General features: G+C 70.8%; 29 protein-coding genes. 22 read left to right on the top strand and 7 right to left on the bottom strand.

From position 1 onward, the window contains the following. A complete protein-coding gene (gene dnaE / locus ACN20J_RS14500; protein ID WP_190230357.1) occupies window positions 1-3,540 on the top strand; it encodes a DNA polymerase III subunit alpha in 3,540 nt (1,179 codons plus the stop codon). Window positions 3,541-3,660: 120 nt separating this feature from the next. Here dnaE and ACN20J_RS14495 read toward each other — a convergent pair whose 3' ends face one another. Continuing rightward, window positions 3,661-3,840: a hypothetical protein gene (locus ACN20J_RS14495; RefSeq protein ID WP_189840322.1), complete on the bottom strand. Its 180-nt coding sequence runs from the start codon at window positions 3,838-3,840 to the stop codon at window positions 3,661-3,663. 224 nt (window positions 3,841-4,064) lie between these two features. Between ACN20J_RS14495 and ACN20J_RS14490 the strand changes: the two genes are divergently transcribed. The 4 genes from ACN20J_RS14490 to ACN20J_RS14475 all read left to right on the top strand — a co-directional run bounded on the left by ACN20J_RS14490 (window position 4,065) and on the right by ACN20J_RS14475 (window position 8,168). Beyond that, the gene (locus tag ACN20J_RS14490; RefSeq protein ID WP_189840323.1) at window positions 4,065-5,285 is read left to right on the top strand and encodes an NYN domain-containing protein; all 1,221 of its coding nucleotides are present in this window, start codon (window positions 4,065-4,067) and stop codon (window positions 5,283-5,285) included. A gap of 316 nt (window positions 5,286-5,601) precedes the next feature. Continuing rightward, on the top strand, window positions 5,602-6,582 hold the full coding sequence (locus ACN20J_RS14485) for an ABC transporter ATP-binding protein (RefSeq protein ID WP_189840639.1): 981 nt from the start codon (window positions 5,602-5,604) through the stop codon (window positions 6,580-6,582). Between the two features lie 70 nt (window positions 6,583-6,652). Beyond that, window positions 6,653-7,495, top strand: coding sequence for an ABC transporter permease (locus ACN20J_RS14480; RefSeq protein WP_190230356.1), 843 nt, complete (start codon window positions 6,653-6,655; stop codon window positions 7,493-7,495). Between the two features lie 34 nt (window positions 7,496-7,529). Next, complete coding sequence (locus ACN20J_RS14475) at window positions 7,530-8,168, top strand: AAA family ATPase (protein WP_190230355.1); 639 nt, start codon at window positions 7,530-7,532, stop codon at window positions 8,166-8,168. A gap of 176 nt (window positions 8,169-8,344) precedes the next feature. Here the strand turns inward: ACN20J_RS14475 and ybaK are convergent, their stop codons facing one another. The 5 genes from ybaK to ACN20J_RS14450 all read right to left on the bottom strand — a co-directional run bounded on the left by ybaK (window position 8,345) and on the right by ACN20J_RS14450 (window position 13,073). Continuing rightward, window positions 8,345-8,845: a Cys-tRNA(Pro) deacylase gene (gene ybaK, locus ACN20J_RS14470; protein WP_189840326.1), complete on the bottom strand. Its 501-nt coding sequence runs from the start codon at window positions 8,843-8,845 to the stop codon at window positions 8,345-8,347. Between the two features lie 104 nt (window positions 8,846-8,949). Beyond that, entirely contained in the window at window positions 8,950-9,378 is a 429-nt protein-coding gene (locus tag ACN20J_RS14465) for a hypothetical protein (RefSeq protein WP_259333565.1), read from the bottom strand. Window positions 9,379-9,497: 119 nt separating this feature from the next. Further along, window positions 9,498-10,238 (bottom strand): LON peptidase substrate-binding domain-containing protein, encoded by a 741-nt coding sequence (locus ACN20J_RS14460; RefSeq protein ID WP_055612122.1) that lies wholly within the window; start codon window positions 10,236-10,238, stop codon window positions 9,498-9,500. An 11-nt stretch (window positions 10,239-10,249) separates the two neighbouring features. Beyond that, complete coding sequence (locus ACN20J_RS14455) at window positions 10,250-11,305, bottom strand: hypothetical protein (RefSeq protein ID WP_246575385.1); 1,056 nt, start codon at window positions 11,303-11,305, stop codon at window positions 10,250-10,252. 184 nt (window positions 11,306-11,489) lie between these two features. Next, window positions 11,490-13,073, bottom strand: a complete 1,584-nt coding sequence (locus ACN20J_RS14450) for an oxidoreductase (RefSeq protein WP_189840327.1) — start codon at window positions 13,071-13,073, stop codon at window positions 11,490-11,492. Between the two features lie 212 nt (window positions 13,074-13,285). Here ACN20J_RS14450 and hisD point away from each other — a divergent pair, with 212 nt between their 5' ends. From hisD to ACN20J_RS14400, 10 genes are all read left to right on the top strand, one after another. After that, a complete protein-coding gene (gene hisD / locus ACN20J_RS14445) occupies window positions 13,286-14,608 on the top strand; it encodes a histidinol dehydrogenase (protein ID WP_189840328.1) in 1,323 nt (440 codons plus the stop codon). Then, window positions 14,605-15,738 carry a histidinol-phosphate transaminase gene (locus ACN20J_RS14440; protein WP_419666030.1) on the top strand — a complete coding sequence of 378 codons (1,134 nt, stop codon included), beginning with the start codon at window positions 14,605-14,607 and terminating at the stop codon, window positions 15,736-15,738. Before hisD ends, ACN20J_RS14440 begins: the two co-directional genes overlap by 4 nt. Next, window positions 15,735-16,328, top strand: coding sequence for an imidazoleglycerol-phosphate dehydratase HisB (gene hisB / locus ACN20J_RS14435; protein WP_359725515.1), 594 nt, complete (start codon window positions 15,735-15,737; stop codon window positions 16,326-16,328). The genes ACN20J_RS14440 and hisB overlap by 4 nt, the downstream gene beginning before the upstream one ends. A gap of 4 nt (window positions 16,329-16,332) precedes the next feature. Then, window positions 16,333-16,497, top strand: a complete 165-nt coding sequence (locus tag ACN20J_RS14430; RefSeq protein ID WP_055612126.1) for a hypothetical protein — start codon at window positions 16,333-16,335, stop codon at window positions 16,495-16,497. Continuing rightward, a complete protein-coding gene (gene hisH / locus ACN20J_RS14425) occupies window positions 16,488-17,138 on the top strand; it encodes an imidazole glycerol phosphate synthase subunit HisH (protein ID WP_361920462.1) in 651 nt (216 codons plus the stop codon). The genes ACN20J_RS14430 and hisH overlap by 10 nt, the downstream gene beginning before the upstream one ends. A 3-nt stretch (window positions 17,139-17,141) precedes the next feature. Continuing rightward, window positions 17,142-17,876 (top strand): bifunctional 1-(5-phosphoribosyl)-5-((5-phosphoribosylamino)methylideneamino)imidazole-4-carboxamide isomerase/phosphoribosylanthranilate isomerase PriA, encoded by a 735-nt coding sequence (priA, locus tag ACN20J_RS14420; RefSeq protein WP_419666029.1) that lies wholly within the window; start codon window positions 17,142-17,144, stop codon window positions 17,874-17,876. After that, a complete protein-coding gene (locus ACN20J_RS14415; protein ID WP_419666028.1) occupies window positions 17,873-18,271 on the top strand; it encodes a RidA family protein in 399 nt (132 codons plus the stop codon). The genes priA and ACN20J_RS14415 overlap by 4 nt, the downstream gene beginning before the upstream one ends. Beyond that, the gene (hisF, locus tag ACN20J_RS14410; protein ID WP_266503221.1) at window positions 18,268-19,023 is read left to right on the top strand and encodes an imidazole glycerol phosphate synthase subunit HisF; all 756 of its coding nucleotides are present in this window, start codon (window positions 18,268-18,270) and stop codon (window positions 19,021-19,023) included. Before ACN20J_RS14415 ends, hisF begins: the two co-directional genes overlap by 4 nt. Window positions 19,024-19,151: 128 nt before the next feature. After that, a complete protein-coding gene (locus ACN20J_RS14405; protein ID WP_190230351.1) occupies window positions 19,152-19,739 on the top strand; it encodes an ArsR/SmtB family transcription factor in 588 nt (195 codons plus the stop codon). A gap of 30 nt (window positions 19,740-19,769) precedes the next feature. Beyond that, window positions 19,770-21,020 carry an MFS transporter gene (locus ACN20J_RS14400; RefSeq protein ID WP_419666027.1) on the top strand — a complete coding sequence of 417 codons (1,251 nt, stop codon included), beginning with the start codon at window positions 19,770-19,772 and terminating at the stop codon, window positions 21,018-21,020. A 58-nt stretch (window positions 21,021-21,078) separates the two neighbouring features. Here the strand turns inward: ACN20J_RS14400 and ACN20J_RS14395 are convergent, their stop codons facing one another. Continuing rightward, window positions 21,079-21,714 (bottom strand): TIGR03085 family metal-binding protein, encoded by a 636-nt coding sequence (locus ACN20J_RS14395; protein ID WP_189840335.1) that lies wholly within the window; start codon window positions 21,712-21,714, stop codon window positions 21,079-21,081. Between the two features lie 84 nt (window positions 21,715-21,798). Between ACN20J_RS14395 and hisI the strand changes: the two genes are divergently transcribed. The 7 genes from hisI (at window position 21,799) to trpM (ending at window position 26,844) form a co-directional block, all read left to right on the top strand. After that, the gene (gene hisI, locus ACN20J_RS14390) at window positions 21,799-22,254 is read left to right on the top strand and encodes a phosphoribosyl-AMP cyclohydrolase (RefSeq protein ID WP_419666026.1); all 456 of its coding nucleotides are present in this window, start codon (window positions 21,799-21,801) and stop codon (window positions 22,252-22,254) included. Window positions 22,255-22,265: 11 nt separating this feature from the next. Further along, entirely contained in the window at window positions 22,266-23,759 is a 1,494-nt protein-coding gene (locus ACN20J_RS14385) for an anthranilate synthase component I (protein WP_055612134.1), read from the top strand. A 112-nt stretch (window positions 23,760-23,871) separates the two neighbouring features. Beyond that, window positions 23,872-24,513 carry a TIGR02234 family membrane protein gene (locus ACN20J_RS14380; RefSeq protein ID WP_189840336.1) on the top strand — a complete coding sequence of 214 codons (642 nt, stop codon included), beginning with the start codon at window positions 23,872-23,874 and terminating at the stop codon, window positions 24,511-24,513. A 200-nt stretch (window positions 24,514-24,713) separates the two neighbouring features. Then, window positions 24,714-24,953, top strand: a complete 240-nt coding sequence (locus tag ACN20J_RS14375) for an HGxxPAAW family protein (protein WP_190230349.1) — start codon at window positions 24,714-24,716, stop codon at window positions 24,951-24,953. A gap of 159 nt (window positions 24,954-25,112) precedes the next feature. Then, on the top strand, window positions 25,113-25,571 hold the full coding sequence (locus ACN20J_RS14370; RefSeq protein ID WP_361920470.1) for a DUF2752 domain-containing protein: 459 nt from the start codon (window positions 25,113-25,115) through the stop codon (window positions 25,569-25,571). A gap of 167 nt (window positions 25,572-25,738) precedes the next feature. Beyond that, on the top strand, window positions 25,739-26,548 hold the full coding sequence (gene trpC / locus ACN20J_RS14365; RefSeq protein WP_055612138.1) for an indole-3-glycerol phosphate synthase TrpC: 810 nt from the start codon (window positions 25,739-25,741) through the stop codon (window positions 26,546-26,548). 8 nt (window positions 26,549-26,556) lie between these two features. Beyond that, on the top strand, window positions 26,557-26,844 hold the full coding sequence (gene trpM, locus ACN20J_RS14360) for a tryptophan biosynthesis modulator TrpM (RefSeq protein ID WP_245697082.1): 288 nt from the start codon (window positions 26,557-26,559) through the stop codon (window positions 26,842-26,844). Window positions 26,845-26,945: the final 101 nt, after the last annotated feature.

The following is a 26,945-nucleotide window of genomic DNA, read 5'->3' as shown; positions in this document are numbered from 1 at the left end:
GTGTCAAAGCCGCCGTTCACGCACCTGCACGTCCACACCCAGTACTCGCTGCTGGACGGTGCCGCGCGGCTGAAGGACATGTTCAACGCGTGCAACGAGATGGGCATGACCCACATCGCGATGTCCGATCACGGCAACCTCCACGGGGCGTACGACTTCTTCCACTCGGCCAAGAAGGCGGGCGTCACGCCGATCATCGGCATCGAGGCGTATGTCGCCCCCGAGTCGCGGCGCAACAAGCGGAAGATCAAGTGGGGGCAGCCGCATCAGAAGCGGGACGACATCTCCGGCTCCGGTGGTTACACCCACAAGACGATCTGGGCGGCCAACAAGACGGGCCTGCACAACCTGTTCCGGCTGTCCTCGGACGCGTATGCCGAGGGCTGGCTGCAGAAGTGGCCGCGGATGGACAAGGAGACCATCTCCCAGTGGTCCGAGGGGCTGATCGCCTCCACGGGATGTCCTTCCGGTGAGCTGCAGACCCGCTTGCGCCTGGGCCAGTTCGACGAGGCGGTGAAGGCGGCCTCGGAGTACCAGGACATCTTCGGCAAGGACCGGTACTTCCTGGAGCTGATGGACCACGGCATCGAGATCGAGAGCCGGGTCCGTGACGACCTGCTGCGGGTGGGCAAGAAGCTGGGCATCCCGCCGCTGGTGACGAACGACTCGCACTACACGTACGCACACGAGGCGACCGCGCACGACGCGCTGCTGTGCATCCAGACCGGCAAGAACCTCTCCGATCCGGACCGCTTCCGCTTCGACGGGACCGGTTACTACCTGAAGTCGACGGACGAGATGTACGCCGTCGACTCCTCGGAGGCCTGGCAGGAGGGGTGTGCGAACACACTCCTGGTGGCCGAACAGATCGACACGACGGGCATGTTCGAGGCGAAGAACCTCATGCCCAAGTTCGACATCCCCGAAGGCTTCACCGAGGTCACCTGGTTCCAGGAGGAGGTGCGCCGCGGAATGGAGCGCCGCTTCCCCGGCGGCGTCCCCGACGACCGCCAGAAGCAGGCCGAGTACGAGATGGACGTCATCATCCAGATGGGGTTCCCGGGGTACTTCCTCGTCGTCGCCGACTTCATCATGTGGGCCAAGAAGCAGGGCATCGCGGTCGGCCCCGGCCGTGGCTCCGCGGCCGGTTCGATCGTGTCGTACGCCATGGGCATCACCGACCTCGACCCGATCCCGCACGGTCTGATCTTCGAGCGGTTCCTGAACCCCGAGCGCGTCTCCATGCCCGACGTCGACATCGACTTCGACGAGCGTCGGCGCGTCGAGGTGATCAGGTACGTGACGGAGAAGTACGGCGCCGACAAGGTCGCCATGATCGGCACGTACGGCAAGATCAAGGCGAAGAACGCCATCAAGGACTCCGCGCGCGTGCTGGGCTACCCGTACGCGATGGGCGACCGGCTCACCAAGGCGATGCCCGCCGACGTCCTCGGCAAGGGCATCGACCTGAACGGCATCACCGACCCCAAGCACCCGCGCTACGGCGAGGCCGGTGAGATCCGCGGGATGTACGAGAACGAGCCGGACGTGAAGAAGGTCATCGACACCGCGAAGGGCGTCGAGGGTCTGGTCCGGCAGATGGGTGTGCACGCGGCCGGCGTGATCATGTCCAGCGAGCCCATCGTCGACCACGCCCCGGTCTGGGTGCGGCACACCGACAACGTCACGATCACGCAGTGGGACTACCCGCAGTGCGAGTCGCTCGGCCTGCTGAAGATGGACTTCCTGGGCCTGCGCAACCTCACGATCATGGACGACGCCATCAAGATGGTGAAGGCCAACAAGGGCATCGACCTGGAGATGCTCTCCCTCCCGCTGGACGACCCCAAGACCTTCGAACTGCTCTGCCGCGGTGACACCCTCGGTGTCTTCCAGTTCGACGGCGGCCCGATGCGCTCGCTGCTTCGCCAGATGCAGCCCGACAACTTCGAGGACATCTCCGCCGTCTCGGCCCTCTACCGGCCGGGCCCGATGGGCATGAACTCGCACATCAACTACGCGGAGCGCAAGAACAAGCGCCAGGAGATCACGCCGATCCACAAGGAGCTGGAGGAGCCGCTCGAGGAGGTCCTCGCGGTCACCTACGGCCTGATCGTCTACCAGGAGCAGGTCCAGAAGGCCGCCCAGATCATCGCCGGCTACTCGCTCGGCGAGGCCGACATCCTGCGCCGCGTGATGGGCAAGAAGAAGCCCGACGAGCTGGCGAAGAACTTCGTCCTCTTCCAGGAGGGCGCCCAGAAGAACGGCTACAGCGCCGAGGCGATCCAGGCCCTGTGGGACGTGCTGGTCCCGTTCGCCGGATACGCGTTCAACAAGGCGCACTCCGCCGCGTACGGACTGGTGTCGTACTGGACCGGCTATCTGAAGGCGAACTACCCGGCCGAGTACATGGCCGCGCTGCTCACCTCGGTCAAGGACGACAAGGACAAGTCGGCGGTCTATCTCAACGAGTGCCGGCGCATGAAGATCAAGGTCCTGCCGCCGAACGTCAACGAGTCCGAGCAGAACTTCGCCGCGCAGGGCGACGACGTGATCCTCTTCGGCCTCTCGGCGGTGCGCAACGTCGGTACGAACGTCGTCGAGTCGATCATCCGCAGCCGCAAGGCCAAGGGGAAGTACGGCTCGTTCCCCGACTATCTCGACAAGGTCGAGGCGGCCGCGTGCAACAAGCGCACCACGGAGTCGCTGATCAAGGCCGGCGCCTTCGACACGATGGGGCACACCCGCAAGGGCCTCACCGCGCACTTCGAGCCGATGATCGACAACGTGGTCGCGGTCAAGCGCAAGGAGGCCGAGGGCCAGTTCGACCTCTTCGGCGGCATGGGCGAGGACGACAGCAGCGAGCCCGGCTTCGGCCTCGACGTCGAGTTCACCACCGACGAGTGGGACAAGGCCTACCTGCTCGCCCAGGAGCGGGAGATGCTCGGCCTGTACGTCTCCGACCACCCGCTCTTCGGCCTGGAGCACGTGCTGTCCGACAAGGCCGACGCGGGCATCAACCAGCTCACCGGCGGCGAGCACGGGGACGGCGCGGTCGTCACCATCGGCGGCATCATCTCCGGCCTGCAGCGCAAGATGACCAAGCAGGGCAACGCCTGGGCGATCGCCACCGTCGAGGACCTCGCGGGCTCCATCGAGTGCATGTTCTTCCCGGCGACCTATCAGCTGGTGTCGACCCAACTCGTCGAGGACGCGGTGGTGTTCGTCAAGGGGCGCCTCGACAAGCGCGAGGACGTGCCCCGGCTCGTCGCGATGGAACTCCAGGTCCCGGACCTGTCGAACGCGGGCACCAACGCGCCCGTGATCCTCACCATCCCGGCGCTGAAGGTCACCCCGCCGATGATCAGCAGGCTCGGCGAGATCCTCAGCCATCACAAGGGCGAGAGCGAGGTGCGGATCAGGCTCCAGGGCCCGAGCAAGACGACGGTCCTGCGGCTCGACCGGCACCGGGTGAAGCCGGACCCCGCGCTCTTCGGTGACTTGAAAGTGCTGCTCGGCCCGTCCTGCCTGGCGGGCTGAGCCGGTAGTCGGGGTCGAGCTGAACCGATAGGCGAGGTACGAGAGGGGCGCATCCGTCGTGGATGCGCCCCTCGTCGTGTGCCTGGGCTTCAGCAGCCCTCAACAGGCCTCGTGCGGGCCTCAGTTGTGGCCGAAGCGCTTCTGGTGCTTACGGGCAACATCGGCGGGGCTGCCCTGGGCCTGCGACATCGGCGACTGTTGCGCCTCCGTCGAGGACCGGTCTGCCTGCTCCTGCGCGCGCTCGGCCTGCGAGGAGCGGTCGTGCTGCCCGCCCTGCTTGCGGTTCTTGTTCTTGGCCATGGTGATCTGCCTCCTACGGGGGATCTCGGGGCCAGGGCCGGGACCAGACTCACATAGCGCGACAAGGAGCGCATTTCGGAGAATTACCGTGCGTAATAAGCCCTGTCGGTGAGTGATACGTCGATCCGCCACGCCGAAGATCGAGTTCCGGCCGTTAACCTCCGCAGGGTCGGGCAGACTCGAAGGAAGCCCGAAGCAAACCTCCCGGAAAGAGGGTGGATCGCGTGGACCGCTGCATTGTCCTGGTGGACGCCGGGTACCTGCTCGGGGCTGCTGCCAGTCTTCTCGCCGGGGATTCCTCCCGCTCCCGGATCACCGTCGACCACGCCGCCCTCATCCAGGGCCTGCGCGAGCGCGCCGAGTCCGACACGGAACGGCCCCTGTTGCGCATCTACTGGTTCGACGGCGCCCCCGACCGCGTACCGCAGCCCGAGCACCGCAGACTGCGGGTGATGCCGCGGGTCACGGTGCGCCTGGGCGCGCTGACCCGCAGCGACGGGCGCTGGGCGCAGAAGGGCGTGGACGCCGCCATGCACGCCGAGCTCACGGAGCTGGCGCGCAACCGTGCCTGCTCCGACGTCGTGCTCGTCACCGGGGACGGGGATCTGCTGCCGGGCATGATGGCCGCGAAGGAGCACGGGGTCGCCGTGCATCTGTGGGCCGTGCAGGCCGCCGACGGCGACTACAACCAGTCCGAGGATCTTGTCGCCGAGGCCGACGAGCGGCGGGTCCTCGACCGCATCTGGATCACCAAGGCCGTCCAGGCCAAGGACCTCGGCGGGGTCTGCGCGCCGCCGCCCGTGCCGCGGCCCGAGATCGCCGCGATCCTCTCCGCGCCGTTGCCCGAGTCCGCGCTGAGCTCCGCGGGGGAGCGGCCCTCGCGGGACGCCGAGCACGCGCAGGCCGCGCCCAGTGAGAACGGCACGGAGGAGAGGGCGCCGGCCGCCAAGGGTGGCGTTCCGACGCCGAAGGATCTGGCCGCGTTGCGGGCGCCCGGGACGCATGTGCATCCGCAGCCCGCCAACGCGACGCTGCGGTGGTCCTCCGACAAGGGGTGGGTCGACCGGCCCGGTACGGCCGCGGAGTCCGCGGAGGCGGCGCTGCTGCCCACGCTCGCGCAGCTCACGTCGGCCGAGCAGCGGTGGGCCGATCGTGAGGAGGACATCACGACGGTGGGTGGGGATCCGTACGAGGTCGGGCAGGTGTTCGCTCGGCGGTGGATGGGGCGGTTGTCGGACCAGGTCCAGTTGCAGAAGCTGTCGACGATGTATCCGCGGGTGCCGCATCGTATCGACGGGGAGTTGTTGCGGTATGCGGCTCGGTTCGGGCTGCTCGCGCACAAGGACGATCAGATCGATGAGCATGATCGGTATGCGATTCGGGCGGGGTTCTGGCGGGAGATCGATGTGCGGACCGCGGCCGAGCATGCTCCCGCGGGGGAGTAGGGGTTCGGCGGGGGGCTTGTTGCGCAGTTCCCCGCGCCCCTGAAGAGGTGGTGGACCGGCGTTGTCGGGTGCGGGTCTGTGAGGGGTGGGTGCGCAGTTCCCCGCGCCCCTAAAGGGGCGTGACCTTGCGCTGTCGGGTGCGGGTCCGTGGGGGGTGAGTGCGCAGTTCCCCGCGCCCCTTACGGGGCGCAGTGTGGGGCCGATATTGGGCGTATGCCCGCCCCGGGCGTTGGTTTGGGGGTGGGACCCCGTACCCTCAGTCCTCGTGAGTACGCGCACCGCACAGGGAGTCCGGAACGGGCACGGTGGGGATGTCGTGTGCGCGGTGCGGGATCTGACGAAGACCTATCCGGCGGTGCGTGGGCGGCGGGGAGCACCCGGGACGCCCGAGGTGCGGGCCACCGACGGGGTACGGCTCGACATCCGGCGAGGTGAGATCTTCGGGCTGCTCGGGCCGAACGGCGCGGGCAAGACCACCCTCGTACGGCAGCTGACGGGGCTGATGCGCCCCGACCGCGGCAGTGTCGAGATCCTCGGGCACGACATCGTGCGCCACCCCGAGCGGGCGGCGCGGATCCTCGCGTACCTGGGGCAGGAGTCCACCGCGCTCGACGAGCTGACCGTGTCGCTCGCCGCGGAGACCACCGGGCGGCTGCGAGGGCTCGACGTACGCAGCGCGCGGGCCGAGCGGGACGAGGTCCTGGAGGAGCTGGGGCTCACCGCGCTGGCCGCGCGGCCCCTCAAGAAGTTGTCCGGCGGGCAGCGGCGGCTCGCCTGCTTCGCCACCACGCTCGTCGGCGCGCGGCCGTTCCTCGTCCTCGACGAGCCGACCACCGGCATGGACCCCGTCGCCCGCCGTGCCGTCTGGGGCGCCGTCGACCGGCGCCGGGTCGAGCACGCCACGACGGTCCTCCTGGTCACCCACAACGTCATCGAGGCGGAGACGGTCCTCGACCGCGTCGCCGTCCTCGACCGGGGCCGTGTCATCGCCTGCGACACCCCCTCCGGGCTGAAGGAGCAGGTCGCCGGCGAGGTGCGCCTCGAACTCGTCTGGCGCGAGCGCGCGCCCCTGGACGTGCCCGAGGTCGCCGCCCTGCGCGACCGGGCCGTAGAGTCGGGCCGTCGCTGGTCGCTGCGGCTCGCCCCCGAGGAGGCCCGCGCGGCCGTGGCGGCCGTCACCGGCGGCGCCGCCTTCGCGGCACTGGACGACTTCACGCTCGCCACGCCGAGCCTGGAGGACGTGTACCTGGCGCTGGGCGGCAGCGCCGGAAACGTACGGGGGTTGGTCAAGGCATGAGCGTGCGGGCCTCCACAGCCGTACGGAACAGGTACAGGACGACAGCCGAAGCGAACAGGAGCCGCTCGACGTGAGTGTCGTACCCGCCGAGGTCCTGCCCGGCGCAGCCCGTGCGGACGGGAATCGGGTCGTGGACACCGATGACGGAGTCCGTGCCGTGGCCGGGCTCGGGCCGCGCGCCCGGCTCTGGCCGGCCCTGGCCGCCGTCTACCGGGCGCAGCTCTCCCGGGCCCGGGTGGCCAGGATCCCGCTGCTGTTCGTGGCGACCTTCCAGTCCGTCGGGATCATGGTCCTGATGCGCGGGGTCGTGGACGGCGGGGACGAGGCACACGCCGTGGTGGCCGGTTCGTCGGTCCTCGTGGTCGCGTTCGTGGCGCTCAACCTGCTCGCCCAGTACTTCGGCCAGCTGCGCGCCAGCGGCGGCCTCGACCACTACGCGACGCTGCCCGTGCCGCCCGCCGCCGTCGTGCTCGGCGCCGCCGCGGCGTACGCCTCCTTCACCGTGCCCGGGACCCTCGTCACCGCCGTGGTCGGCTGCATGCTCTTCGGGCTGCCGCTGACCCACCTGTGGATCCTGATCGCCGTCATCCCGCTCGCGGGCGCCGCGCTCGCCGGGCTCGGGGCGGCGCTCGGACTGCTCGCCCCGCGGCCCGAACTCGCCACGCTGCTCGGACAGTTGGGCATGTCCGCCGCACTGCTGCTCGGGGTGCTGCCGCCGGACCGGCTGCCGGTGGTCGTCCAGTACGCGCGTGACCTGCTGCCTTCCACGTACGGCGTCGAGGCCTTTGCGCTGACCTTCGGGGCGGACCCGGACTGGGCTGTCGTCGTGCTCGACCTCGCCGTGTGCGCGGGCGTCGGCGTCGCCTCGCTGGCCGTGGCGACCTGGGCCTACCGCCGGGCGGCCGTCCGGTGACGCGGCCGACAGGCGGGCCTGGCACGATGTCGGTGTGACCGCACCGCTGACTCCGCCTCCACAGCCGAACCACCAGCCTCCGCACCACGTCTGGCAGGCGCCGCCCCCCGGGTACGCGCCCGTTCATGAGGAGGACGGCCCCGGGATGAAGACCGAACTGCGTGAGGCCGCCGTCATCACGGTCGCGACGGCGATCAGCGGCGTGCTGCTGGGACTGCTGTGGTTCTGGCTGGCGCCGCATGTGCCGGTGGTCTCGGACGGCGTGGATGTCTTTCCCAAGGATGTGGAGGGGGAGCAGGTCATCGGCGTGGACGGCACCTTCTCCCTGCTCGCGGTCGGCTTCGGCCTGGTCACCGCGGTGGTCGTCTTCCTGCTGCGGCGTCGCGGCGGCATCCCGCTGATCGTCGCGCTCACCGTCGGAGGCATCCTCGCCTCCCTGCTCGCCTGGCGCGTGGGCATCTGGCTCGGCCCCACCCAGGACGTGCTCGCCCACGGCAAGGAGGTCGGCAGGGGAGTCACCTTCGACGCCCCGTACGGCCTCAGCGCCAAGGGCGCCCTGCTCGCCTGGTCCGTCTCGGCCCTTCTGGTCCACCTGGGTCTGACGGCCCTGTTCGGCCCGAGGGACCCGGATCCGTACCCGTACGACCAGCCTCAGTACCCGCCGCAGGCCTGACGGCCCCGGGCAACGGTGGCGCCCCGGCCCCGAAAGGGGCGCGGGGCTGTGAGAACGGTCCTACGCGGGCCGGTGCCCGTGGTTGGACCGCCCCTTCTTGACCCGCCACTTCCGCTTACGCGTCTTCTTCGACATGTCCTCGGTACTTAACCGAAAACGGGCCCCCCGTCGAGGGTTCACACACGCCCGACGGCGGCAACCACGGCGTCCGTGAGCTTCGCCAGATCCTCCGGAGCGAGCTCCACCTCGAGCCCCCGCCGCCCCGCGGACACACAGACGGTGGCGTGGGCCGAGGCCGACGCGTCCAGCACCGTACGCAGCCGCTTGCGCTGCCCGAGCGGCGAGATGCCTCCGCGCACGTACCCGCTGGAGCGCTCCGCGGCGGCCGGATCGGCCATGGCGGCCCGCTTGCCGCCCACCGCCGAGGCCAGTGCCTTGAGGTCGAGCGAGCCGGCCACCGGCACGACGGCGACGGTGAGCTCCCCGTCGACGTCCGCGACCAGCGTCTTGAAGACCCGGTCGGGCGAGACGCCCATCGCCTCGGCCGCCTCCTCCCCGTACGAGGGGTGCGAGGGGTCGTGCTCGTAGGAGTGGACCGTGAACTCGACGCCCGCCGCGGTGAGCGCCACGGTCGCGGGTGTCCCTCCCGGCTGCTGCTTCTTCGACTTCTTCGCCATGGGCCCGCATCATCCCAGACAGCGGAAACGCGGCCGCCCCCGCCCGGAACGGTGTCCGGGCGGGGGCGGCGGGCGACTGTCCTCTGGTCAGCGGCCGACCTCGGTCAGCAGGTCGCCCACGGGGTCTCGAAGGTCCCCTGCCCGGAGACCTTGATCAGACCCTTCCAGTCCACGTCGCACCGGTAGCTCATGTTCCAGGTGCTGACGGCCCGCTCATTGAGGCTGATGCTCTTCGTCCCACCGTAGGTGGGGCTGCCGCCAGCGGTGGTGCGGTATCCGAGCTGCGCGCTGATCGTCCCGCCGCCGGTCTTCGTGTAGAAGACCTCGACGCGGCTGGGGCTTGTGTTCAGGGAGATGCACAGTTGCCCGTTGCTGAGGCTCGTGCACTCGACCCGGGCCTGGATTCCCACGTCCTTGGACTCGGACGCGTGGGCGGGTGCGATCAAAAGCGTCGAACCAGCCGCCATACAGGCGGCGACGGTCAGAATGCTCCGACGACTCATCTGGTTGTTCCCCCAACGCTCTATGGTCATGACCATGATCACGACCGCGGAGTGATGATCATAAGTGGGGTGAACGCGTGTTCTCCATGGATTTTGGGCCATCCCAAGTGGCTGATTCCGCCCCCCGCCTCGCCCCCGCCCCCGCTGTCTCAGTTGAGACTCGTCGGCCCCCGCGTCAGCTCCGACGCCGGCAACGACGGCAGGTTGCGGATGATCGCGGTCTCCGCGCGCAGCAGCGTCAGCTCCTCGCGGAGGCGGGACGCCGTGTCCGGGGCCTGGAGCAGCCGCTGTTTCGCCGGGACGTCGAGCATCGCCGCGGCGGCGACCAGGTACGAGACGACGGCCGGCTCGTCCGGCAGCTCGGCGCCGGTCGACAGGGACCGTTCCCGGGCCCCCGCCAGCCGCTTCTGATACTGCCTGAAGGCCCGCAGCACGCCCTGGGCCAGCGCGCCGGCCTCCTCGCCGGGGTCTTCGTCCAGCTCCTCCAGTTCGGCCGTCAGAAAGGCACCGGAGGCGTCCACGGAGAGCAGCCGCACCCGGGTCGTCCCGGTGGCCAGCACCTCGAAGCTGCCGTCGGCCCGTTCCCGGATGGTCGCCGCGTCCGCGACGCACCCCACCTCGTGGAAGGCCTTCGCCGGGTCGTCGCCGAAGCCTGCCGCGGGCCCGCGCTGGGGTACGGCGGTCTGGTCCGGCATACCGGGCGCGGTGGACGCGACCTCGTGGCCGTCGCGGATGGCGACGACGACGAACCGGCGCGGATCGTCCTCGGGAGTCTTCAGAAGCTCGCGCATCATCGCGCGATAGCGCTCCTCGAAGACGTTCAGGGGCAGTACGAGCCCGGGGAACAGCACCGAGTTCAGAGGGAAGAGGGGGAGCCGGACGGTGGTCACGACGAGAAAGCCTAATGGTCACCGGAGGTAGCACGTCCGCTGTGCTCACTCCGTGGATACGGAAGATCCCCGTTGCGTAGTTTCAGGGGCATGCCCGAGGCCACCTCGATCCGTATTCCGTCACGCAGTTCGAGGAACTGGCCGAGCGGGTCGTCCGAGACGCGGTCCCAGGGGAACGAGGTGGCGTACGGCCCGATCCGGTGCAGCTCCGCCAGCGCGTCCTGCCAGCGTTCGAGGCGGATCAGCACGTAGGTGAGCAGGTTGCGGACCTCCGCGGGCCAGGGGTCGGCGTCCGCGTACTCCCCTGAGACGGCGATCGCGAGGTCGGCCGCCGTGTCGAGGCGTTCGCGCGGCACGGCCGCTCCGCCGCCCTCGGTCAGATACGCGAAGGCCGCGCGCACCGGAAGGGCCTGGACGAGGGAGCCGGGCAGCGCGTCCTGCGCGGCCCGCTCGGCGAAGTCGAAGCACTCGCGGTGCGAGCCGTACCAGGCCGCTGACAGGTACTGGAGGGCGGCCACATGGCAGCCGTAGTGGTGCGGGGAGCGGCGTACGGCCTCGGCCCACAGCCGCTCGAACGCGGTGTGCGGGGTGTTCGTGCCCCGGGCGTGGTCGAGCGCGATGCGCCACGGCACCGGGTCGCGCGGGTCGCCCTCGGCGGCGGCGGTGATCAGCGGCGCGACCTGGCGCAGCAGTTCGGCGCGGGCCGGTGACTCCCAGCCCCGGCACACCGCGAGCTCGGCCTTGACCAGCAGCGCGTCCGGGTCGTGCGGGGCGTCGGAGCACCAGTCGTCGAACCACTCCGTCCGGGAGCGCGCGAAGGCGGCGAGCCGTGTCGCGTACCGGTCCCGGTTCTCCCACTCGGCGGCCTCCCGTGTGGTGGACAGCAACTTCGCCGCGGTCCCGTACTCGCGGCGGCCCGCGGCGACGAGCGCCGGTCCGAGCCGCTCGTCGGGCGCGTCGAGCAGTACCTCGTCGTCGGCGGGCAGACCGGCGGCGAGGCGCGAAGTGTTCCGTGCCATCCGTGCCGTACGGAGGAACGCGCGCAGCAGTGCCATGGTGGTGCCCATTGAAAACCCGCAGGTCGGACGGGTGCCAGGGGGGACGCGGTGACGCTTTTGTAACCGTATTTTGGTTGCGTGCGGAATGGTCAAGGCCGGGTAAAAGGTGACTGTTGTTCATGTGTCAACCAGCTGTGCGCGACCCGGGAGAGAGTCCTGCTCAGCCCCTGCCCGGCCGGTGCCCGGCCCCTGCTCATCCTCTGCGCAGCATCCGTGTCGCGCCCGCCGCCACCGTCGTGGCGAGGACCCACCCCAGCAGGATCACCACCGCGGACAGCCACTGCCAGCCGCCCCGCAGCTGCCAGAAGCCGACCTGGCCGAGATCGATGACCGGCAGCAGCAGGTCCAGGGCGAACAGCGACGGGTTCCACGGCGGATGTTCGCCGCTTTTGAGCGGCGGATGATCGGCGTGTGCGAAGGCTATGGAGGTCGCCGCCCACAGCACGGCCATCCACACGGCCGCCCGGCCCGGCCGGTACCCGTAGGCGACCGTCCAGTCCTGCGCGTACCCCCAGAGCTTGGCGGCGATCGGCAGGTTCTCGCGTCGGTGGCGCTGCTTGGCGAGCAGCACCTCGCGGGCGTCCTCGTCCTCGCCGCCGTTGCGCAGCACGGTCGCCAGCCGCTCGTACGGCTCCGGGTTGTACTCCGGAGTCGCCGCGGCCACCCACTCCAGGCGCCGGGCGAGCGGAAACGGGCCGCGCGGCACGAGGTACTCGTACTGGAAGCCGCCCATCTGCAGCTGGCCCGCGCCCGGCCAACTGGTCGCCTGGTCCATCAGGTTGACCACCTTCGCGCCGTTCAGCACGACCCGTCCGCGCTGCGGCCGCTCGCCGAGGAAGCGCAGCTCGGGCACCTGGACTCGGCGCAGCGAGACCTCCTGGCCGTCGCGCAGGACGAGGCGGGCCTGCTCGAAGTCGACCGCGTCCCCGAACCGGCCGTCGTCGAGCCGGATCCCGCCCTCGCACTCGAACCGCTGGACGCGGGTGCCGCGCGCCGGGGTGCGGCCACTGGTGTGGAGGGGGTCGCCGACGCTCGCCGGGGTCAGATACAGCGTGCGCTCGACGGTCAGCTGCGGTGCGTTCAGCGCGCGGCGGCTCCCGTACGGGTTGGCCAGCCGGCTGCCGCGCAGGCTCAGCGAGACGCCGACCTTCGCGCCGCGCAGGCTCAGCTCGCCGTGCGACTCCAGCATCTCGGCCTGGAGGTCCTGGCCGACGGTCATTCCGTCGCCGGTGAGGGAGCGCCCGCGCCGGTCCCGGTAGACGATCGCCTGGTTGAGCAGCAGGTCCGTGCCGATGTGCGCGTCCGTGAGGCGTACGCCGTTGTGGAAGCGGCAGCGCGGCAGATGCAGATCGCCCTCGGTGTGCACCCGGGCCGCTTCGAGACGCGGCACCGCGCAGTCCACCAGGCGCACGGTCGTGAACCGGGCCTCCGGCAGCAGGACCTCCTTCTCGAACCGGCAGCCCTTGATCTCGACGTACGGCTCGATCGTGCCGCCCGCGAGGTCGAGCACGTCGACGATCTGGACGCCGGTCAGCTTGAGGGAGGCGACGCGGCCGTCGAGCGCGGGCGGTCCGTCCAGCAGCAGCCAGGCCACTATCCGGGCCCGCACACAGCGCTCGGGGCCCCATGGATGTCCGCCGTGCGGATCGTCGACGGTCGAATCCCCGGCGCGCAGGTCGTACACGCTGCCGTTGCGGAACGCCTGCCACATCCCGGCTTCGGCGGCGGTCAGGTCATCGGGCAGTTCTCCGGCGCGGACGCCGGCCCCCTGGGTCACGGTCTTCCCTTTCTCCCCCGCTACTCGCGGGTTTCGTACAGTCGTTCCTGTGATGCCCGCTGGGTGACAGCCTGAACGCCGACGGTGAAGGCGATCTTCCGGAACCCGCGCCAGGAACGAAATCGGGCCACGTGCGGACCGGTGATCCACGGCCCGTATCAGCGATTGATACAGCCGTCCGGCGCCCGATCCCCGTCTGAGAGAATTGGTTCGTGATCTCCCGAATCGATCTGCGCGGCGACGCCCTCCCCGAGGGCTCCGCTCTGCGCGACCTGCTGCCCCGAGCCGACTTCGACGTTTCGGCCGCACTGGAGAAGGTGCGTCCGATCTGCGAGGCCGTGCATCATCGGGGAGACGCGGCGCTGATCGACTACGCGGAGAAGTTCGACGGCGTACGCCTGAAGTCCGTGCGCGTCCCCGCGCAGGCTCTCACCGACGCGCTGGAGCAGCTCGATCCGGCCGTCCGCGCGGCCCTGGAGGAGTCGATCCGCCGCGCCCGCATCGTCCACCGCGAGCAGCGCCGCACCACGCACACCACCCAGGTCGTGCCCGGCGGCTCGGTCACCGAGAAGTGGGTGCCCGTCGACCGCGTCGGGCTGTACGCGCCCGGCGGCCGGTCCGTCTACCCCTCGTCCGTGATCATGAACGTGGTCCCGGCACAGGAGGCGGGCGTCGAGTCGATCGCCCTCGCTTCCCCGGCCCAGTCCGAGTTCGGCGGTCTGCCGCACCCCACGATCCTGGCCGCCTGCGCGCTGCTGGGGATCGACGAGGTGTACGCGGCCGGTGGCGCCACCGCCGTCGCGATGTTCGCGTACGGCACCGAGTCCTGCGCGCCCGCCAACATGGTCACCGGTCCCGGCAACATCTGGGTCGTCGCCGCCAAGCGCTTCTTCACCGGCAAGATCGGCATCGACTCGGAAGCCGGACCCACCGAGATCGCGGTCCTCGCGGACGACACCGCCGACCCGGCGCACATCGCCTCCGACCTGATCAGCCAGGCCGAGCACGACCCGCTGGCCGCCGCCGTCCTGGTCACCGACTCGGTCGCGCTGGCCGACGCGGTGGAGAAGGAGCTGGAGCCGCAGGTCGCGGCCACCAAGCACATCGAGGACCGGATCGTCCCGGCGCTCAGCGGCAGGCAGTCCGCGATCGTGCTGGTGGACGGCGTGGACGAGGGCCTGCGGGTCGTCAACGCGTACGGCGCCGAGCACCTGGAGATCCAGACCGCCGACGCGAGCGCGGTGGCGGACCGGGTCCGCAACGCCGGTGCGATCTTCGTCGGCCCCTGGGCGCCCGTCTCGCTGGGCGACTACGCGGCCGGCTCCAACCACGTCCTCCCGACCGGCGGCTGCGCCTGCCACTCCTCGGGTCTGTCGGTCCAGTCCTTCCTGCGCGGGATCCACATCGTCGACTACACACGCGACGCCCTCGCGGAGGTGGCCCACCACGTGGTGGCGCTCGCCGAGGCAGAGGACCTCCCCGCCCACGGTGCCGCCGTCAAGGCAAGGTTCGACTGGAAGGTGCCCAGCAAGTGACCGGCAACCCCTCCTTGTCCCCTTGGGACGAGCTCCCCGTACGCGACGAGCTGCGCGGCAAGTCCCCGTACGGCGCGCCCCAACTGGACGTCCCCGTACGGCTGAACACGAACGAGAACCCGTACCCGCTGCCCGAGCCGCTCGTCGAGCGGATCGCCGAGCGGGTGCGCGAGGCGGCCCGGAACCTCAACCGCTACCCCGACCGGGACGCGGTCGAGCTGCGCACCGAGCTGGCCAAGTACCTGACGAAGACCGGCAAGTACGCGGTCGGCCTCCAGAACGTCTGGGCGGCCAACGGCTCGAACGAGGTCATCCAGCAGCTGCTGCAGACCTTCGGCGGGCCAGGCCGCACCGCGATCGGCTTCGAGCCCTCGTACTCGATGCACGGCCTGATCTCGCGGGGCACCGGCACCGGATGGATCTCGGGCCCTCGCAACGAGGACTTCACGATCGACCTCGCGGCCTCCGAGCAGGCGATCGCCGAGAACAAGCCCGACGTCGTCTTCATCACCACCCCCAACAACCCCACGGGCAACGCGGTTCCGCCCGAGACGGTCCTCGCGCTGTACGAGGCCGCGCAGGCGGCGAAGCCGTCGATGGTCGTCGTCGACGAGGCGTACATCGAGTTCAGCCACGGCGACTCGCTGCTTCCGCTGCTCGAAGGTCGGCCGAATCTCGTCGTCTCGCGGACGATGTCGAAGGCGTTCGGCGCGGCCGGGCTGCGCCTCGGCTATCTCGCCGCGCACCCGGCGGTCGTGGACGCCGTCCAGCTCGTACGGCTTCCGTACCACCTGTCGGCCGTCACCCAGGCGACCGCGCTGGCCGCCCTGGAGCACACCGACACGCTGCTCGGATACGTCGAGCAGCTGAAGACCGAGCGGGACCGGCTGGTCCTCGAACTGCGGGCGATCGGCTTCGAGGTGACCGAGTCGGACGCGAACTTCGTGCAGTTCGGGCGGTTCGACGGCGAGAACGGCTCCCACGAGGCCTGGCAGAAGATCCTCGACCGGGGCGTCCTGGTCCGGGACAACGGCGTACCGGGGTGGCTGCGGGTCAGCGCCGGAACCCCCGCCGAAAACGACGCGTTCCTCGACGCGGTACGTGAACTGAAGAAGGAGCAGAGCGCATGAGCCGCGTAGGAAGAGTCGAGCGGGTGACCAAGGAGACGTCGGTCCTCGTCGAGATCGATCTCGACGGAACCGGCAAGGTCGATGTGTCGACAGGAGTCGGCTTCTACGACCACATGCTCGACCAGCTCGGCCGGCACGGTCTGTTCGACCTGACCGTGAAGACCGAGGGCGACCTGCACATCGACTCGCACCACACCATCGAGGACTCCGCCCTCGCGCTCGGTGCCGCCTTCAAGCAGGCGCTCGGCGACAAGGTGGGCATCTACCGCTTCGGCAACTGCACGGTCCCGCTGGACGAGTCGCTCGCCCAGGTCACCGTCGACCTCTCCGGCCGCCCGTACCTCGTGCACACCGAGCCCGAGAAGATGGCGCCGATGATCGGCGAGTACGACACGACGATGACCCGGCACATCTTCGAGTCCTTCGTCGCGCAAGCCCAGATCGCGCTGCACATCCACGTGCCGTACGGGCGCAACGCGCACCACATCGTGGAGTGCCAGTTCAAGGCGCTCGCCCGGGCCCTGCGGTACGCCTCCGAGCGTGACCCGCGCGCCGCCGGGATCCTTCCCTCCACGAAGGGCGCGCTGTAAAGCCATGAGCGGCCTCTCCACCGTACTGATCGTCGTCGGGCTCTTCCTGCTCGGCGGCGTCTACTCCTTCGTCAAGCAGCAGATGCCGAAGAGTCTCATCGTGCTGCTGTCGATCGGCGCCGCGATGTGTCTGGTCGCGGGCGTCCTGAGGCTGGAGGTGTGGAATTGAGCTCCCCTTCCAAACGAGTAGTCGTCTTTGACTACGGCTTCGGGAACGTGCGCTCGGCGGAACGCGCCCTCGCGCGCGCGGGTGCCGACGTCGAGATAACGCGTGACTTCGACAAGGCCATGAACGCGGACGGCCTGCTGGTGCCCGGCGTCGGCGCCTTCGCCGCCTGCATGAAAGGGCTGAAGGAGGCGCGCGGCGACTGGATCGTCGGCCGTCGTCTCGCCGGTGGCCGTCCGGTCATGGGCATCTGCGTCGGTATGCAGATCCTCTTCGCGCGCGGCATCGAGCACGGCGTCGAGACCGAGGGCCTCGACGAGTGGCCCGGCTCGGTCGAGCCGCTGCAGGCCGACATCGTGCCCCACATGGGCTGGAACACCGTCGAGTCACCGGCCGGCTCGCAGCTCTTCGCGGGCCTCGAGGGCGACGCGCGCTTCTACTTCGTGCACTCGTACGCCGTCCACGACTGGAACCTCGAAGTCGCCAACCCGGCGATGCGCGAACCGCTCGTCACCTGGTCGACGCACGGCAAGCCCTTCGTCGCGGCCGTCGAGAACGGCGCTCTGTGGGCCACGCAGTTCCACCCCGAGAAGTCCGGCGACGCCGGAGCGCAGCTGCTCACCAACTGGATCGGAACCCTGTAGACCATGGCCAAGCTCGAACTCCTCCCCGCCGTCGACGTCCGTGACGGCCAGGCGGTCCGCCTCGTCCACGGCGAGTCCGGTACGGAGACCTCGTACGGCTCGCCCCTGGAGGCGGCCCTCGCCTGGCAGCGGTCGGGTGCCGAGTGGCTGCACCTCGTGGACCTGGACGCCGCGTTCGGCACGGGCGACAACCGCGCCCTGATCGGCGAGGTCGCCGAGCGCATGAAGGAACTGCACATCAAGGTCGAGCTGTCCGGCGGCATCCGCGACGACGCCACGCTCGCCGCGGCCCTCGCCACCGGCTGCACCCGGGTGAACCTCGGCACGGCCGCCCTGGAGACCCCCGAGTGGGTCGCCAAGGTCATCGCCGAGCACGGCGACAAGATCGCGGTCGGCCTCGACGTACGCGGCACGACCCTGCGCGGGCGCGGCTGGACCCGTGACGGCGGCGACCTCTACGAGACGCTGGAGCGCCTCAACAAGGAGGGCTGCGCGCGGTACGTCGTCACGGACATCGCGAAGGACGGCACCCTCCAGGGCCCGAACCTGGAGCTGCTGAAGAACGTGTGCGCGGCGACCGACCGCCCGGTGGTGGCGTCCGGCGGGGTCTCGTCCCTCGACGACCTGCGGGCCATCGCCGAGCTCGTGCCCCTCGGTGTCGAGGGCTCGATCGTCGGCAAGGCCCTGTACGCGAAGGCGTTCACCCTGGAAGAGGCCCTGGAGGCGGTGGCCAAGTGAGTGACCTGCGACGCGTCTCGACCGGAGCCCCCTGGGAGGAGGCCTTCGGGTACTCCCGGGCGGTGGAGCTGCCGAACGGGCTGGTGCTGGTCTCCGGCTGCACGTCGATAGTGGACGGCGAGATCGCCGGAGGCGGCCCGTACGAGCAGGCGGTCAACGCGTTCAACGTCGCGCTGGAGGCGCTGAAGCAGCTGGATCTCGGCCGCGAGGACGTCGTACGGACGCGCATGTACCTCACCCACGCCCGGGACGTGGAGGACGTCGGACGCGCCCACAAGGAGCTGTTCGACTCCGTCCGGCCCGCCGCATCCATGATCATCGTCTCCGGTTTCGTGGACCCCAGCCTGGTGGTCGAGGTCGAGGTGGAGGCGTACCGAGAGGCGCCCGAGTCATGACCCTCGCCGTACGAGTCATCCCCTGCCTGGACGTCGACAACGGCCGGGTCGTCAAGGGCGTCAACTTCCAGAACCTGCGCGACGCGGGCGACCCCGTCGAGATGGCCAAGGTGTACGACGCCGAGGGCGCCGACGAGCTGACGTTCCTGGACATCACCGCGTCCTCGGGCAACCGCGAGACGACGTACGACGTGGTGCGCCGCACCGCCGAGCAGGTCTTCATCCCGCTGACGGTCGGCGGCGGTGTGCGCACGGCCGAGGACGTCGACAAGCTGCTGCGGGCGGGCGCGGACAAGGTCGGCGTCAACACGGCCGCCATCGCCCGCCCCGACCTGATCCGGGAGATCGCCGAGCGGTTCGGGCGGCAGGTGCTGGTGCTGTCGGTGGACGCGCGGCGGACCCCCGAGGGCACCTTCGAGGTCACCACCCACGGTGGCCGCAAGGGCACTGGCATCGACGCCGTCGAGTGGGCGCACCGGGCCGCCGAGCTGGGCGCGGGCGAGATCCTGCTCAACTCGATGGATGCCGACGGCACGAAGGACGGCTACGACATCGAGATGATCGAGGCCGTACGGAAGCACGTCACGGTGCCGGTGATCGCCTCCGGCGGCGCGGGCCGGCTGGCCGACTTCCCGCCGGCCGTCGCCGCGGGCGCGGACGCCGTGCTCGCCGCGTCCGTCTTCCACTTCGGCGACCTGCGGATCGGCGAGGTGAAGCAGGCGCTGCGGGAGGCGGGGCATCCGGTGCGGTGATGCCCCGGTGACGTTCCACCGGTGAGCCCCGGCACCCTCGCGGGCCGGGGCTTTTCGTTGTGCAGATGGGAAAGAAAAGTTGCGCAATTTATATTGCGCAACTTTTCTTTCGTATCTACGGTGGTGTCATGAGCGGCACGGAGAACCTCCCGATCACGGACCTGGGCACCCTCAAGGCGCTGGCCCACCCCCTGCGGATGCAGCTGTACCGAGGGCTGTGCGTGGCCCGCACCGCCACCGCGTCCCAGCTCGCCGAGCAGGTCGACGAAGCGGTCTCACTGGTCAGCTACCACCTGCGCAAGCTCGCCGAGCACGGGCTGATCGAGGCGGCCGAGCCGCAGAGCGGGGACGCCCGCGAGCGCTGGTGGCAGCCCTCCTCGCAGGGCGTGAGCATCAGGGACAAGGACTTCCGGGACGCACCCGAGAGGGCGTCCGCGCATCTGGCCGCCACCAGGCTCTTCCACCAGCAGCGGGCCGACATGTACCGCCGCTACCTCGACGAACGCCCCACCTGGGGCGCCGAGTGGAACTCCGCCGCACCGGACAACGAGTCGCTGCTGCGGCTGACCTCCGCCGAACTGGCCGAACTCGGCGAGGAGTTGCTCGCCCTCGCCAGGAAGTACGACGAGAAGGGCCGCGCCGCCGAGGCGGCCGGCGCGACCGAGGGGCGCGAGAACGTCGCGCTGCATGTGTACGGATTCCCGTTCCGCACCTGAGAGTTCGCAGCCCTGGGAGGGCACGCGCGTATGTCCACGACGTCCATACCCCTGGCCGCCGTCTCCGACGGGCCGGCCCACCGCGATCCGAACGTCCTGCGCTGGCTCGGCGCCTACACCGCGTCCATGGTCGGCGACAACGTCTACTACCTCGCGCTGACCTGGGCCGCCGTCCAGGCGGGCACGCCCGCGCAGGCGGGGATCGTGGCGGCCGTGAGCGCCGTGCCGCGCGCCCTGCTGATGCTCGGCGGGGGAGTGCTCGCCGACCGGTTCGGGCCCCGGAAGGTCGTCATCGGCAGCGACGCCGTGCGGTGCGCGGCCGTGCTCGCGGTGGCCGCGCTGCTCTTCGCCACGACGCCCGGGCTGTGGCCGCTGGCACTGCTCGCCCTCGTCTTCGGCACGGTCGACGCCGTCTTCATGCCCGCGGTGGGTGCCCTGCCGGCCCGCATCACCGGCCGCGGCCAGCTCACCCGCGTCCAGGGCATGCGCGGCCTCGCCATCCGTTTCGCCAACGTCGTGGGCGCGCCGCTCGGCGGTCTGGGCATCGCGCTGGGCGGGCCGGCCGCGGCCTTCGGACTGGCCGGGCTGCTGATCGCGGTGTCGGTGCCCCTGCTGGTCTCCCTGCGGGTCGCCGACCTCCCCGGGGACGACAGGGCAGCCACCGAACGCCCCACCGCCTGGAGCGACCTCCGTGACGGACTGCGCTACATCCGCGGCCACCGCGTCCTCGCCCCGCTGATCGTCGCCATAGCCCTCGGGGACCTCGGCTTCGTCGGCCCGCTCAACGTGGGCCTCACCCTGCTCGCCGACGAGCGCGGCTGGGGCGCCTCAGGCGTGGGGTGGGTACTGGCCGGGTTCGGCGTGGGCGCGGGCACCGCCGCGCTGCTGATCGCCGTACGCGGGGGCCTTCCGCACGCCGGACGCGTCATGGCGGTGACGATCCTGGCGGGCTCGGTCGCGGTCGGCGCCCTGGCCTACGTGCCGAACGTCGTCGCGGCGGCGGGCGTCGCCGTCCTCGTCGGCCTGCTCACGGGCCTCAGCGGCGCCCTGTGCGGCGCACTGCTGCAGACCCGGACCGACCCCGCCTACCTGGGCAGGGTCAGCTCGGTGTCCGGCATCGTCAGCCTCGGCCTCGCCCCGCTCAGCATGCCGGTGTCCGCCGCCGCGATCGGCGCGTGGGGCACGGGCCCGGTCTTCGTCGTCAGCGCGGCCGTGTGCGGCCTCGGCGGGGTGCTCGCCCTGTGCGTACGCGACCTCCGCCGGGCCGAACTCCCGAAGTAGCCGAACCACCGAAGTAGCCGGACTCCCGCCCGAAGTAGCCGGACCCCCGAAGCAGCTGTCAGATGCCCAGCTGCTTCGCCTCGTGCAGCTTGGCGATCGCTTCCTTGTCGCCCTCCAGTTCCACGTCCGCGGCGTTTTGGCGGCCGTGGACGAACATGACGAGTTCGGACGGCTCGCCCGTGGCCGTCACGACCGGCGTGCCCCGGTGGGCGACCGCCGTCTGGCCGTCCGGGCGGCGCAGGACCAGGCCCGTGGGGGTGCCGCGGCCCATCAGGCGGGCCGTGCGTTCAAGGCGGGACCAGAGGGCGTCCTGGAAGACCGGGTCGAGCTCGCGGGGAACCCAGTCGGGCTGGGCGCGGCGTACGTCCTCGGTGTGGACGTAGAACTCGATCGCGTTGGACGCCTCGTCGATCTGCTTGAGGGAGAAGGGCGAGAAGCGCGGCGGCCCCGTACGGATGAGCTGGATCAGCTCCTCGTACGGCTTCTCGGTGAACTCGGCCATCACCCGGTCGAGGCGCGAGGCGAGCTGCTTGATCAGGATGCCGCCCGCGGCATCCGGGCGGCGCTCGCGCACGACCACGTGCGCGGCGAGATCACGGGTGTTCCAGCCCTCGCACAGAGTGGGGGCGTCCGGGCCCTCCGTCTCCAACAGATCGGCGAGGAGAAGTCGTTCACGCTTGGCATGGGTCGACATGTCAGCAAGCCTACGACTGCCTCAGCGGTCCGCCCAGTGGACAAGGGCACAGGAGTGTCCGACCGGCGCGGCACAATGGTCGTCATGACCAGCACGCCCCCGCCCAGCAGCCTGGATCCCGAGATCGCCGCCCGCCTCAGGCGCGGCGCCGACGGGCTCGTCCCCGCCATCGCCCAGCAGTACGACACCGGAGAGGTGCTGATGCTCGGCTGGATGGACGACGAGGCACTGCATCGCACGCTGACGACCGGCCGGTGCACGTACTGGTCGCGCAGCCGCCAGGAGTACTGGGTCAAGGGCGACACCTCCGGTCACTTCCAGTGGGTCAGGTCCGTCGCCCTCGACTGCGACGCGGACACCGTGCTGGTCAAGGTCGACCAGGTGGGCGCCGCCTGCCACACCGGCGACCGCACCTGCTTCGACGCCGACGTGCTCCTCAAGGACGCCGGGGGCGCCGAGAGCGCCGTGGACACCCCGGACGCCGAGAGCGCCGTGGACACCCCGGACGCCGATTCCGGCGTACCGGCCGTGGATCAGTAAGGTCAGCCGCCATGGACCTCGAGACCTTCCGCAAGCTGGCCACCGACCGGCGTGTCATCCCCGTCAGCCGCAAGCTCCTCGCGGACGGCGACACGCCCGTCGCGCTCTACCGCAAGCTCGCCGCCGAGCGCCCCGGCACCTTCCTCCTGGAGTCCGCGGAGAACGGCCGCTCCTGGTCCCGCTACTCCTTCGTGGGCGTCCGCTCCGCCGCCACCCTCACCGAGCGCGACGGCCAGGCCCACTGGCTGGGCACCCCGCCCGTCGGCGTCCCGGCCGACGGCGACCCCCTCGCCGCCCTGCGCGCCACCATCGAGGCCCTGCACACCCCCCACGACCTCGTGTACGACCAGGGGCTGCCGCCCTTCACCGGCGGAATGGTCGGCTACCTCGGGTACGACATCGTGCGCCGACTGGAGAAGATCGGCCCCGGCGAGCGCGACGACCTGAAGCTGCCCGAGCTCACCATGCTGCTCACCAGCGACCTCGCGGTCATGGACCACTGGGACGGCTCGGTCCTGCTGATCGCCAACGCGATCAACCACAACGACCTCGACACGGGCGTCGACGAGGCGTACGCGGACGCGGTGGCCCGCCTCGACGCCATGGAGGCCGACCTCTCGCGGTCCGTCTCGCAGCCCCCGGCCGCGCTCCCGCCGTCCGAGCTCCCCGAGTACACCGCGCTGTGGGGCGGCCCCGACTACCAGGTCGCCGTCGAGGACATCAAGGAACGCATCCGGGCCGGCGAGGCCTTCCAGGTCGTCCCCTCCCAGCGCTTCGAAACCCCGTGCACGGCAAGCGCGTTGGACGTGTACCGGGTCCTGCGGGCCACCAACCCGTCCCCGTACATGTACCTCTTCCGCTTCGACGGCTTCGACGTCGTGGGCTCCTCCCCGGAGGCCCTGGTCAAGGTCGAGGACGGACAGGCGATGGTGCACCCCATCGCGGGCACCCGGCCGCGCGGCGCCACCGTCCAGGAGGACCAGGCCCTCGCCGACGAGCTGATCGCCGACCCCAAGGAGCGCGCCGAGCACCTCATGCTCGTCGACCTGGGGCGCAACGACCTGGGGCGGGTCTGCGAGCCCGGCTCCGTCGAGGTCGTCGACTTCATGTCCATCGAGCGGTACTCGCATGTCATGCACATCGTGTCCACGGTCACGGGCCGGGTGGCCGAGGGCCGTACGGCCTTCGACGTACTCACCGCCTGCTTCCCCGCGGGCACCCTCTCCGGAGCCCCCAAGCCCCGCGCGATGCAGATCATCGACGAACTGGAGCCCTCGCGGCGCGGGCTGTACGGCGGCTGCGTCGGCTACCTCGACTTCGCGGGCGACTCCGACACCGCCATCGCGATCCGGACGGCCCTGCTCCGGGACGGCACGGCGTACGTGCAGGCCGGCGCCGGAGTCGTCGCCGACTCGGACCCCGTCGCCGAGGACACCGAGTGCCGCAACAAGGCGGCGGCCGTCCTGCGCGCGGTCCACACGGCGAACCGGCTCGGACGACCGTAGGGCGCACATCGGCCCGGACCGCGGGAAACGGCCGTACAGCCGGACGTACGCGGACAGTGGGACGCGAGTCACGTGAACCCCGGGTGACGGTTCGCCCGGTGTTCAGGCGATAGTGGAGTACGTGACTGCTGTTCCGCACCCTCGATCCGAAGCCCCCGGACCCGCCCGGTCCGGCCGCCGAAGCCTCGCCCTCGCCCTGCTGTTCGGCGCGCTCGGCGCGGTCGTCGCGCTGCTCGCCTCACGGCAGGGCTGGTCGGAGGGCACCACGACGGTGGCCGACGGCGACTTCCCGCTGAGCGCCAAGGGCGGCGATGTGACGGGCGTGCCCGCGTCCCTCGCCATAGTGGGCCTCGCCGCTCTCGTCGCCGTCTTCGCCGTCCGCCGCGCCGGCCGTTTCCTGGTCGCCGGGCTCCTCGCGCTCTCCGGCGCGGGCACCGTCGTCTCGGCGCTCCTCGGCGCCTCCGACACCTCCGCGCTCGACGAGAAGGCCGCGCAGGCCTCCGGCGACAGCGGGGCGACCGTGGAGGCCATGACCCACACCGCCTGGCCGTACGTGGCCGCGGCGGGGGGCGTGCTGCTGCTCCTCGCCGGGCTGCTCGCCCTGCGGTACGGGCGGCTGTGGCCTGCCATGTCCGGGCGGTACGAGCGCGACGGCACGCCCCGGCCCCGCAAGACCCGGGCCCCGGCCGACCCCGACCGGCCCGAGGAGATCTGGAAGGCGCTGGACCGCGGGGAGGACCCCACAGGGGCGTGACCGTTCCGTCGGCAGCGCCGTTTGGACCTGCGACTCCGCTGTGGCTGCTCACGCCCACGCGGCGGAGCCGCACATCGATACAGCCCCGCGCCCGCTACGGCGCACCCCGGCTCAGGGCACGCGGACGAGTGCGGGAGAATGGACGACGAGCGTCCGACTCACACACGCGCACAGCAACACAGATCATGAGGAGCTAAGTCATGGCGGGCAGCAACCACGGTCACACTCCGGCCGCCTGGACCGGTGTCACCATCGCGATCATCGGGTTCTGCATCTCCGGTGCCTTCATGGTGATGGCCAGCCCGCTGGGCTTCTGGGCCGGCATGGTCGTCGTGGCCCTCGGTGGCGTCGTCGGCATGGCCATGAGTGCGGCGGGCCTGGGCAAGCAGAAGGCCGCCTCCCGGACCCACCAGGTGGCGTCCGCGTCCGCCGAGAGCTGATCCTTCACGGCGTGCTGAGAGGCGGGGCCGGCTTCGACCGCCGGGCCCGCCTCTTTCGCGTACGGCCATTGCTTGCTCGCGTACGGATGTGCTTTCTCGCGTACTGACGTGTTTCCTCGCGTACGCGCATGTGTGCGGTGTGCGCCCCGGCGCGGCAGAATGCGTGGGGTGAACGCCGAGACCCAGAGGGTGACGCCCGCTCCAGGACCCGTGCCGCAGGGGTCCGTGGCGCGGCGGCTCCTCGTGCCCGGTGGGATCCTCGCGGCCGTGGCAGGCGCCTTCGCGTACGTGGGGGCCGTCGATCCGAACGAGCCCGGTCACTACCCCGCCTGTCCGCTGCTCCAGTACGCCGGCGTGTACTGCCCCGGCTGCGGCGGACTGCGCAGCGCGCACGCCGTCGCGCACGGGGATCTCGTGGCGGCGCTCGGGGCCAACGCGGTAGCCGTCGCCGGGTACCTGGTGTTCGCCGTCGTGTGGACCGTCTGGGTGATCCGTACCGTCCAGGGACGGCCGCTGCGCATCGATCCCCGGCCGTCCGTCCTGTGGGGCCTGGGCGCGTTGCTGCTGGTCTTCACGGTTGTCCGGAACCTGCCGTTCGGTGGCTGGCTGCATCCTTGATCAATTGGGGAACGTCCAGGTAGTGGGACCGGCGTCAACCGGATGTGAGGCCTAAGCCCTCCTCCGGATACCATCGCAGTGACCACCGGTTTCGTCCGATGCGACGAAACCCGGGTCAACCGCAGAACCGCTTCAACTGTTCACCGTCTGGGAAGGGGGCCGCTCGCGTGAGTGTGCTCGACGAGATCATCGACGGAGTCCGTGCCGACCTCGCGGAGCGGCAGGCGCGCGTCAGCCTCGACGAGCTCAAGGAGCGCGCCGCGAAGGCTCAGCCTGCCAAGGACGGTGTCGCGGCCCTGCGCGGCGACGGCGTCAAGGTCATCTGTGAGGTCAAGCGTTCCAGCCCGTCCAAGGGCGCCCTCGCCGCGATCGCCGACCCCGCCGCACTCGCCGCCGACTACGAGGCGGGCGGCGCGGCCGTCATCTCCGTCCTCACGGAGCAGCGCCGCTTCGGCGGATCGCTGGCCGACCTGGAGGCCGTCCGCGCCCGGGTCGACATCCCGGTGCTGCGCAAGGACTTCATCGTCACCTCCTACCAGCTGTGGGAGGCCCGGGCGTACGGCGCGGACCTCGCGCTGCTCATCGTGGCCGCCCTCGACCAGCCCGCCCTGGAGTCCCTCATCGAGCGGGCCGAGTCCATCGGGCTCACACCGCTCGTCGAGGTGCACGACGAGGACGAGGTCGAGCGGGCGGTGGACGCCGGCGCGAAGGTCATCGGCGTCAACGCGCGCAACCTCAAGGACCTCAAGGTCGACCGCGGCACCTTCGACCGCGTCGCACCCGAGATCCCCGCGCACATCGTGAAGATCGCCGAGTCCGGCGTCCGCGGGCCGCACGACCTCATCGCGTACGCCAACGCGGGCGCCGACGCCGTGCTGGTGGGCGAGTCCCTGGTCACCGGCCGGGACCCGAAGACGGCCGTCTCCGACCTGGTCGCCGCGGGAGCCCATCCCGCGCTGCGGCACGGACGGGGCTGACCCTCCGGATGTACGCCGACCGTTCCCTCGCCGCCACGACCACCCGTCCGGGCCCCGGCCCCGACGGTGGTCCGGCGAGCGTACGGTCGGCCGCCGCGGGCCCCTCGGTGGCCCGCGGCCCCTACGCACGGCTCGCCCGCGGCTGCCGTCCGCGCGGCTGCCGGGCGCCCGCGCGGCGGGTGCACGGTCGCCGGGTGCGGTACGTCATCGGTGACGAGCCCGGCCAGGTCAACGGCATGCGATGGCGCCGGCGCGTACGCGCCACCGCCGACGGTGGGCTCCGCCCCGTCTCCTGACGGGGCCGCGGCCCGGTTCGGCACCGCCGATCACCACCGATCACCGCTGTGAGGCCTCGCGCCGTCGCGGCGGGAAGTGGTACGCCTCCACATGAGCGAAC

The organism is Streptomyces sp. 2-1, assembly GCF_048564895.1.
Lineage (GTDB): Bacteria > Actinomycetota > Actinomycetes > Streptomycetales > Streptomycetaceae > Streptomyces > Streptomyces phaeochromogenes.
This window is presented reverse-complemented; position numbering and strand designations above follow the sequence as displayed.

Excerpts from the sequence above, each read along its gene's own strand:
- hisF (WP_266503221.1), top strand. The coding sequence starts at position 18,268 with ATGACCCTCGCCGTACGAGTCATCCCCTGCCTGGACGTCGACAACGGC.
- hisB (WP_359725515.1), top strand. The coding sequence starts at position 15,735 with ATGAGCCGCGTAGGAAGAGTCGAGCGGGTGACCAAGGAGACGTCGGTC.
- ACN20J_RS14370 (WP_361920470.1), top strand. The coding sequence starts at position 25,113 with ATGCGTGGGGTGAACGCCGAGACCCAGAGGGTGACGCCCGCTCCAGGA.
- ACN20J_RS14405 (WP_190230351.1), top strand. The coding sequence starts at position 19,152 with ATGAGCGGCACGGAGAACCTCCCGATCACGGACCTGGGCACCCTCAAG.
- priA (WP_419666029.1), top strand. The coding sequence starts at position 17,142 with ATGGCCAAGCTCGAACTCCTCCCCGCCGTCGACGTCCGTGACGGCCAG.
- ybaK (WP_189840326.1), bottom strand. The coding sequence starts at position 8,845 with ATGGCGAAGAAGTCGAAGAAGCAGCAGCCGGGAGGGACACCCGCGACC.
- trpM (WP_245697082.1), top strand. The coding sequence starts at position 26,557 with ATGTACGCCGACCGTTCCCTCGCCGCCACGACCACCCGTCCGGGCCCC.
- ACN20J_RS14375 (WP_190230349.1), top strand. The coding sequence starts at position 24,714 with ATGGCGGGCAGCAACCACGGTCACACTCCGGCCGCCTGGACCGGTGTC.
- ACN20J_RS14385 (WP_055612134.1), top strand. The coding sequence starts at position 22,266 with ATGGACCTCGAGACCTTCCGCAAGCTGGCCACCGACCGGCGTGTCATC.
- ACN20J_RS14465 (WP_259333565.1), bottom strand. The coding sequence starts at position 9,378 with ATGACCATAGAGCGTTGGGGGAACAACCAGATGAGTCGTCGGAGCATT.
- ACN20J_RS14400 (WP_419666027.1), top strand. The coding sequence starts at position 19,770 with ATGTCCACGACGTCCATACCCCTGGCCGCCGTCTCCGACGGGCCGGCC.
- hisI (WP_419666026.1), top strand. The coding sequence starts at position 21,799 with ATGACCAGCACGCCCCCGCCCAGCAGCCTGGATCCCGAGATCGCCGCC.
- ACN20J_RS14455 (WP_246575385.1), bottom strand. The coding sequence starts at position 11,305 with ATGGGCACCACCATGGCACTGCTGCGCGCGTTCCTCCGTACGGCACGG.
- ACN20J_RS14495 (WP_189840322.1), bottom strand. The coding sequence starts at position 3,840 with ATGGCCAAGAACAAGAACCGCAAGCAGGGCGGGCAGCACGACCGCTCC.
- ACN20J_RS14430 (WP_055612126.1), top strand. The coding sequence starts at position 16,333 with ATGAGCGGCCTCTCCACCGTACTGATCGTCGTCGGGCTCTTCCTGCTC.
- ACN20J_RS14395 (WP_189840335.1), bottom strand. The coding sequence starts at position 21,714 with ATGTCGACCCATGCCAAGCGTGAACGACTTCTCCTCGCCGATCTGTTG.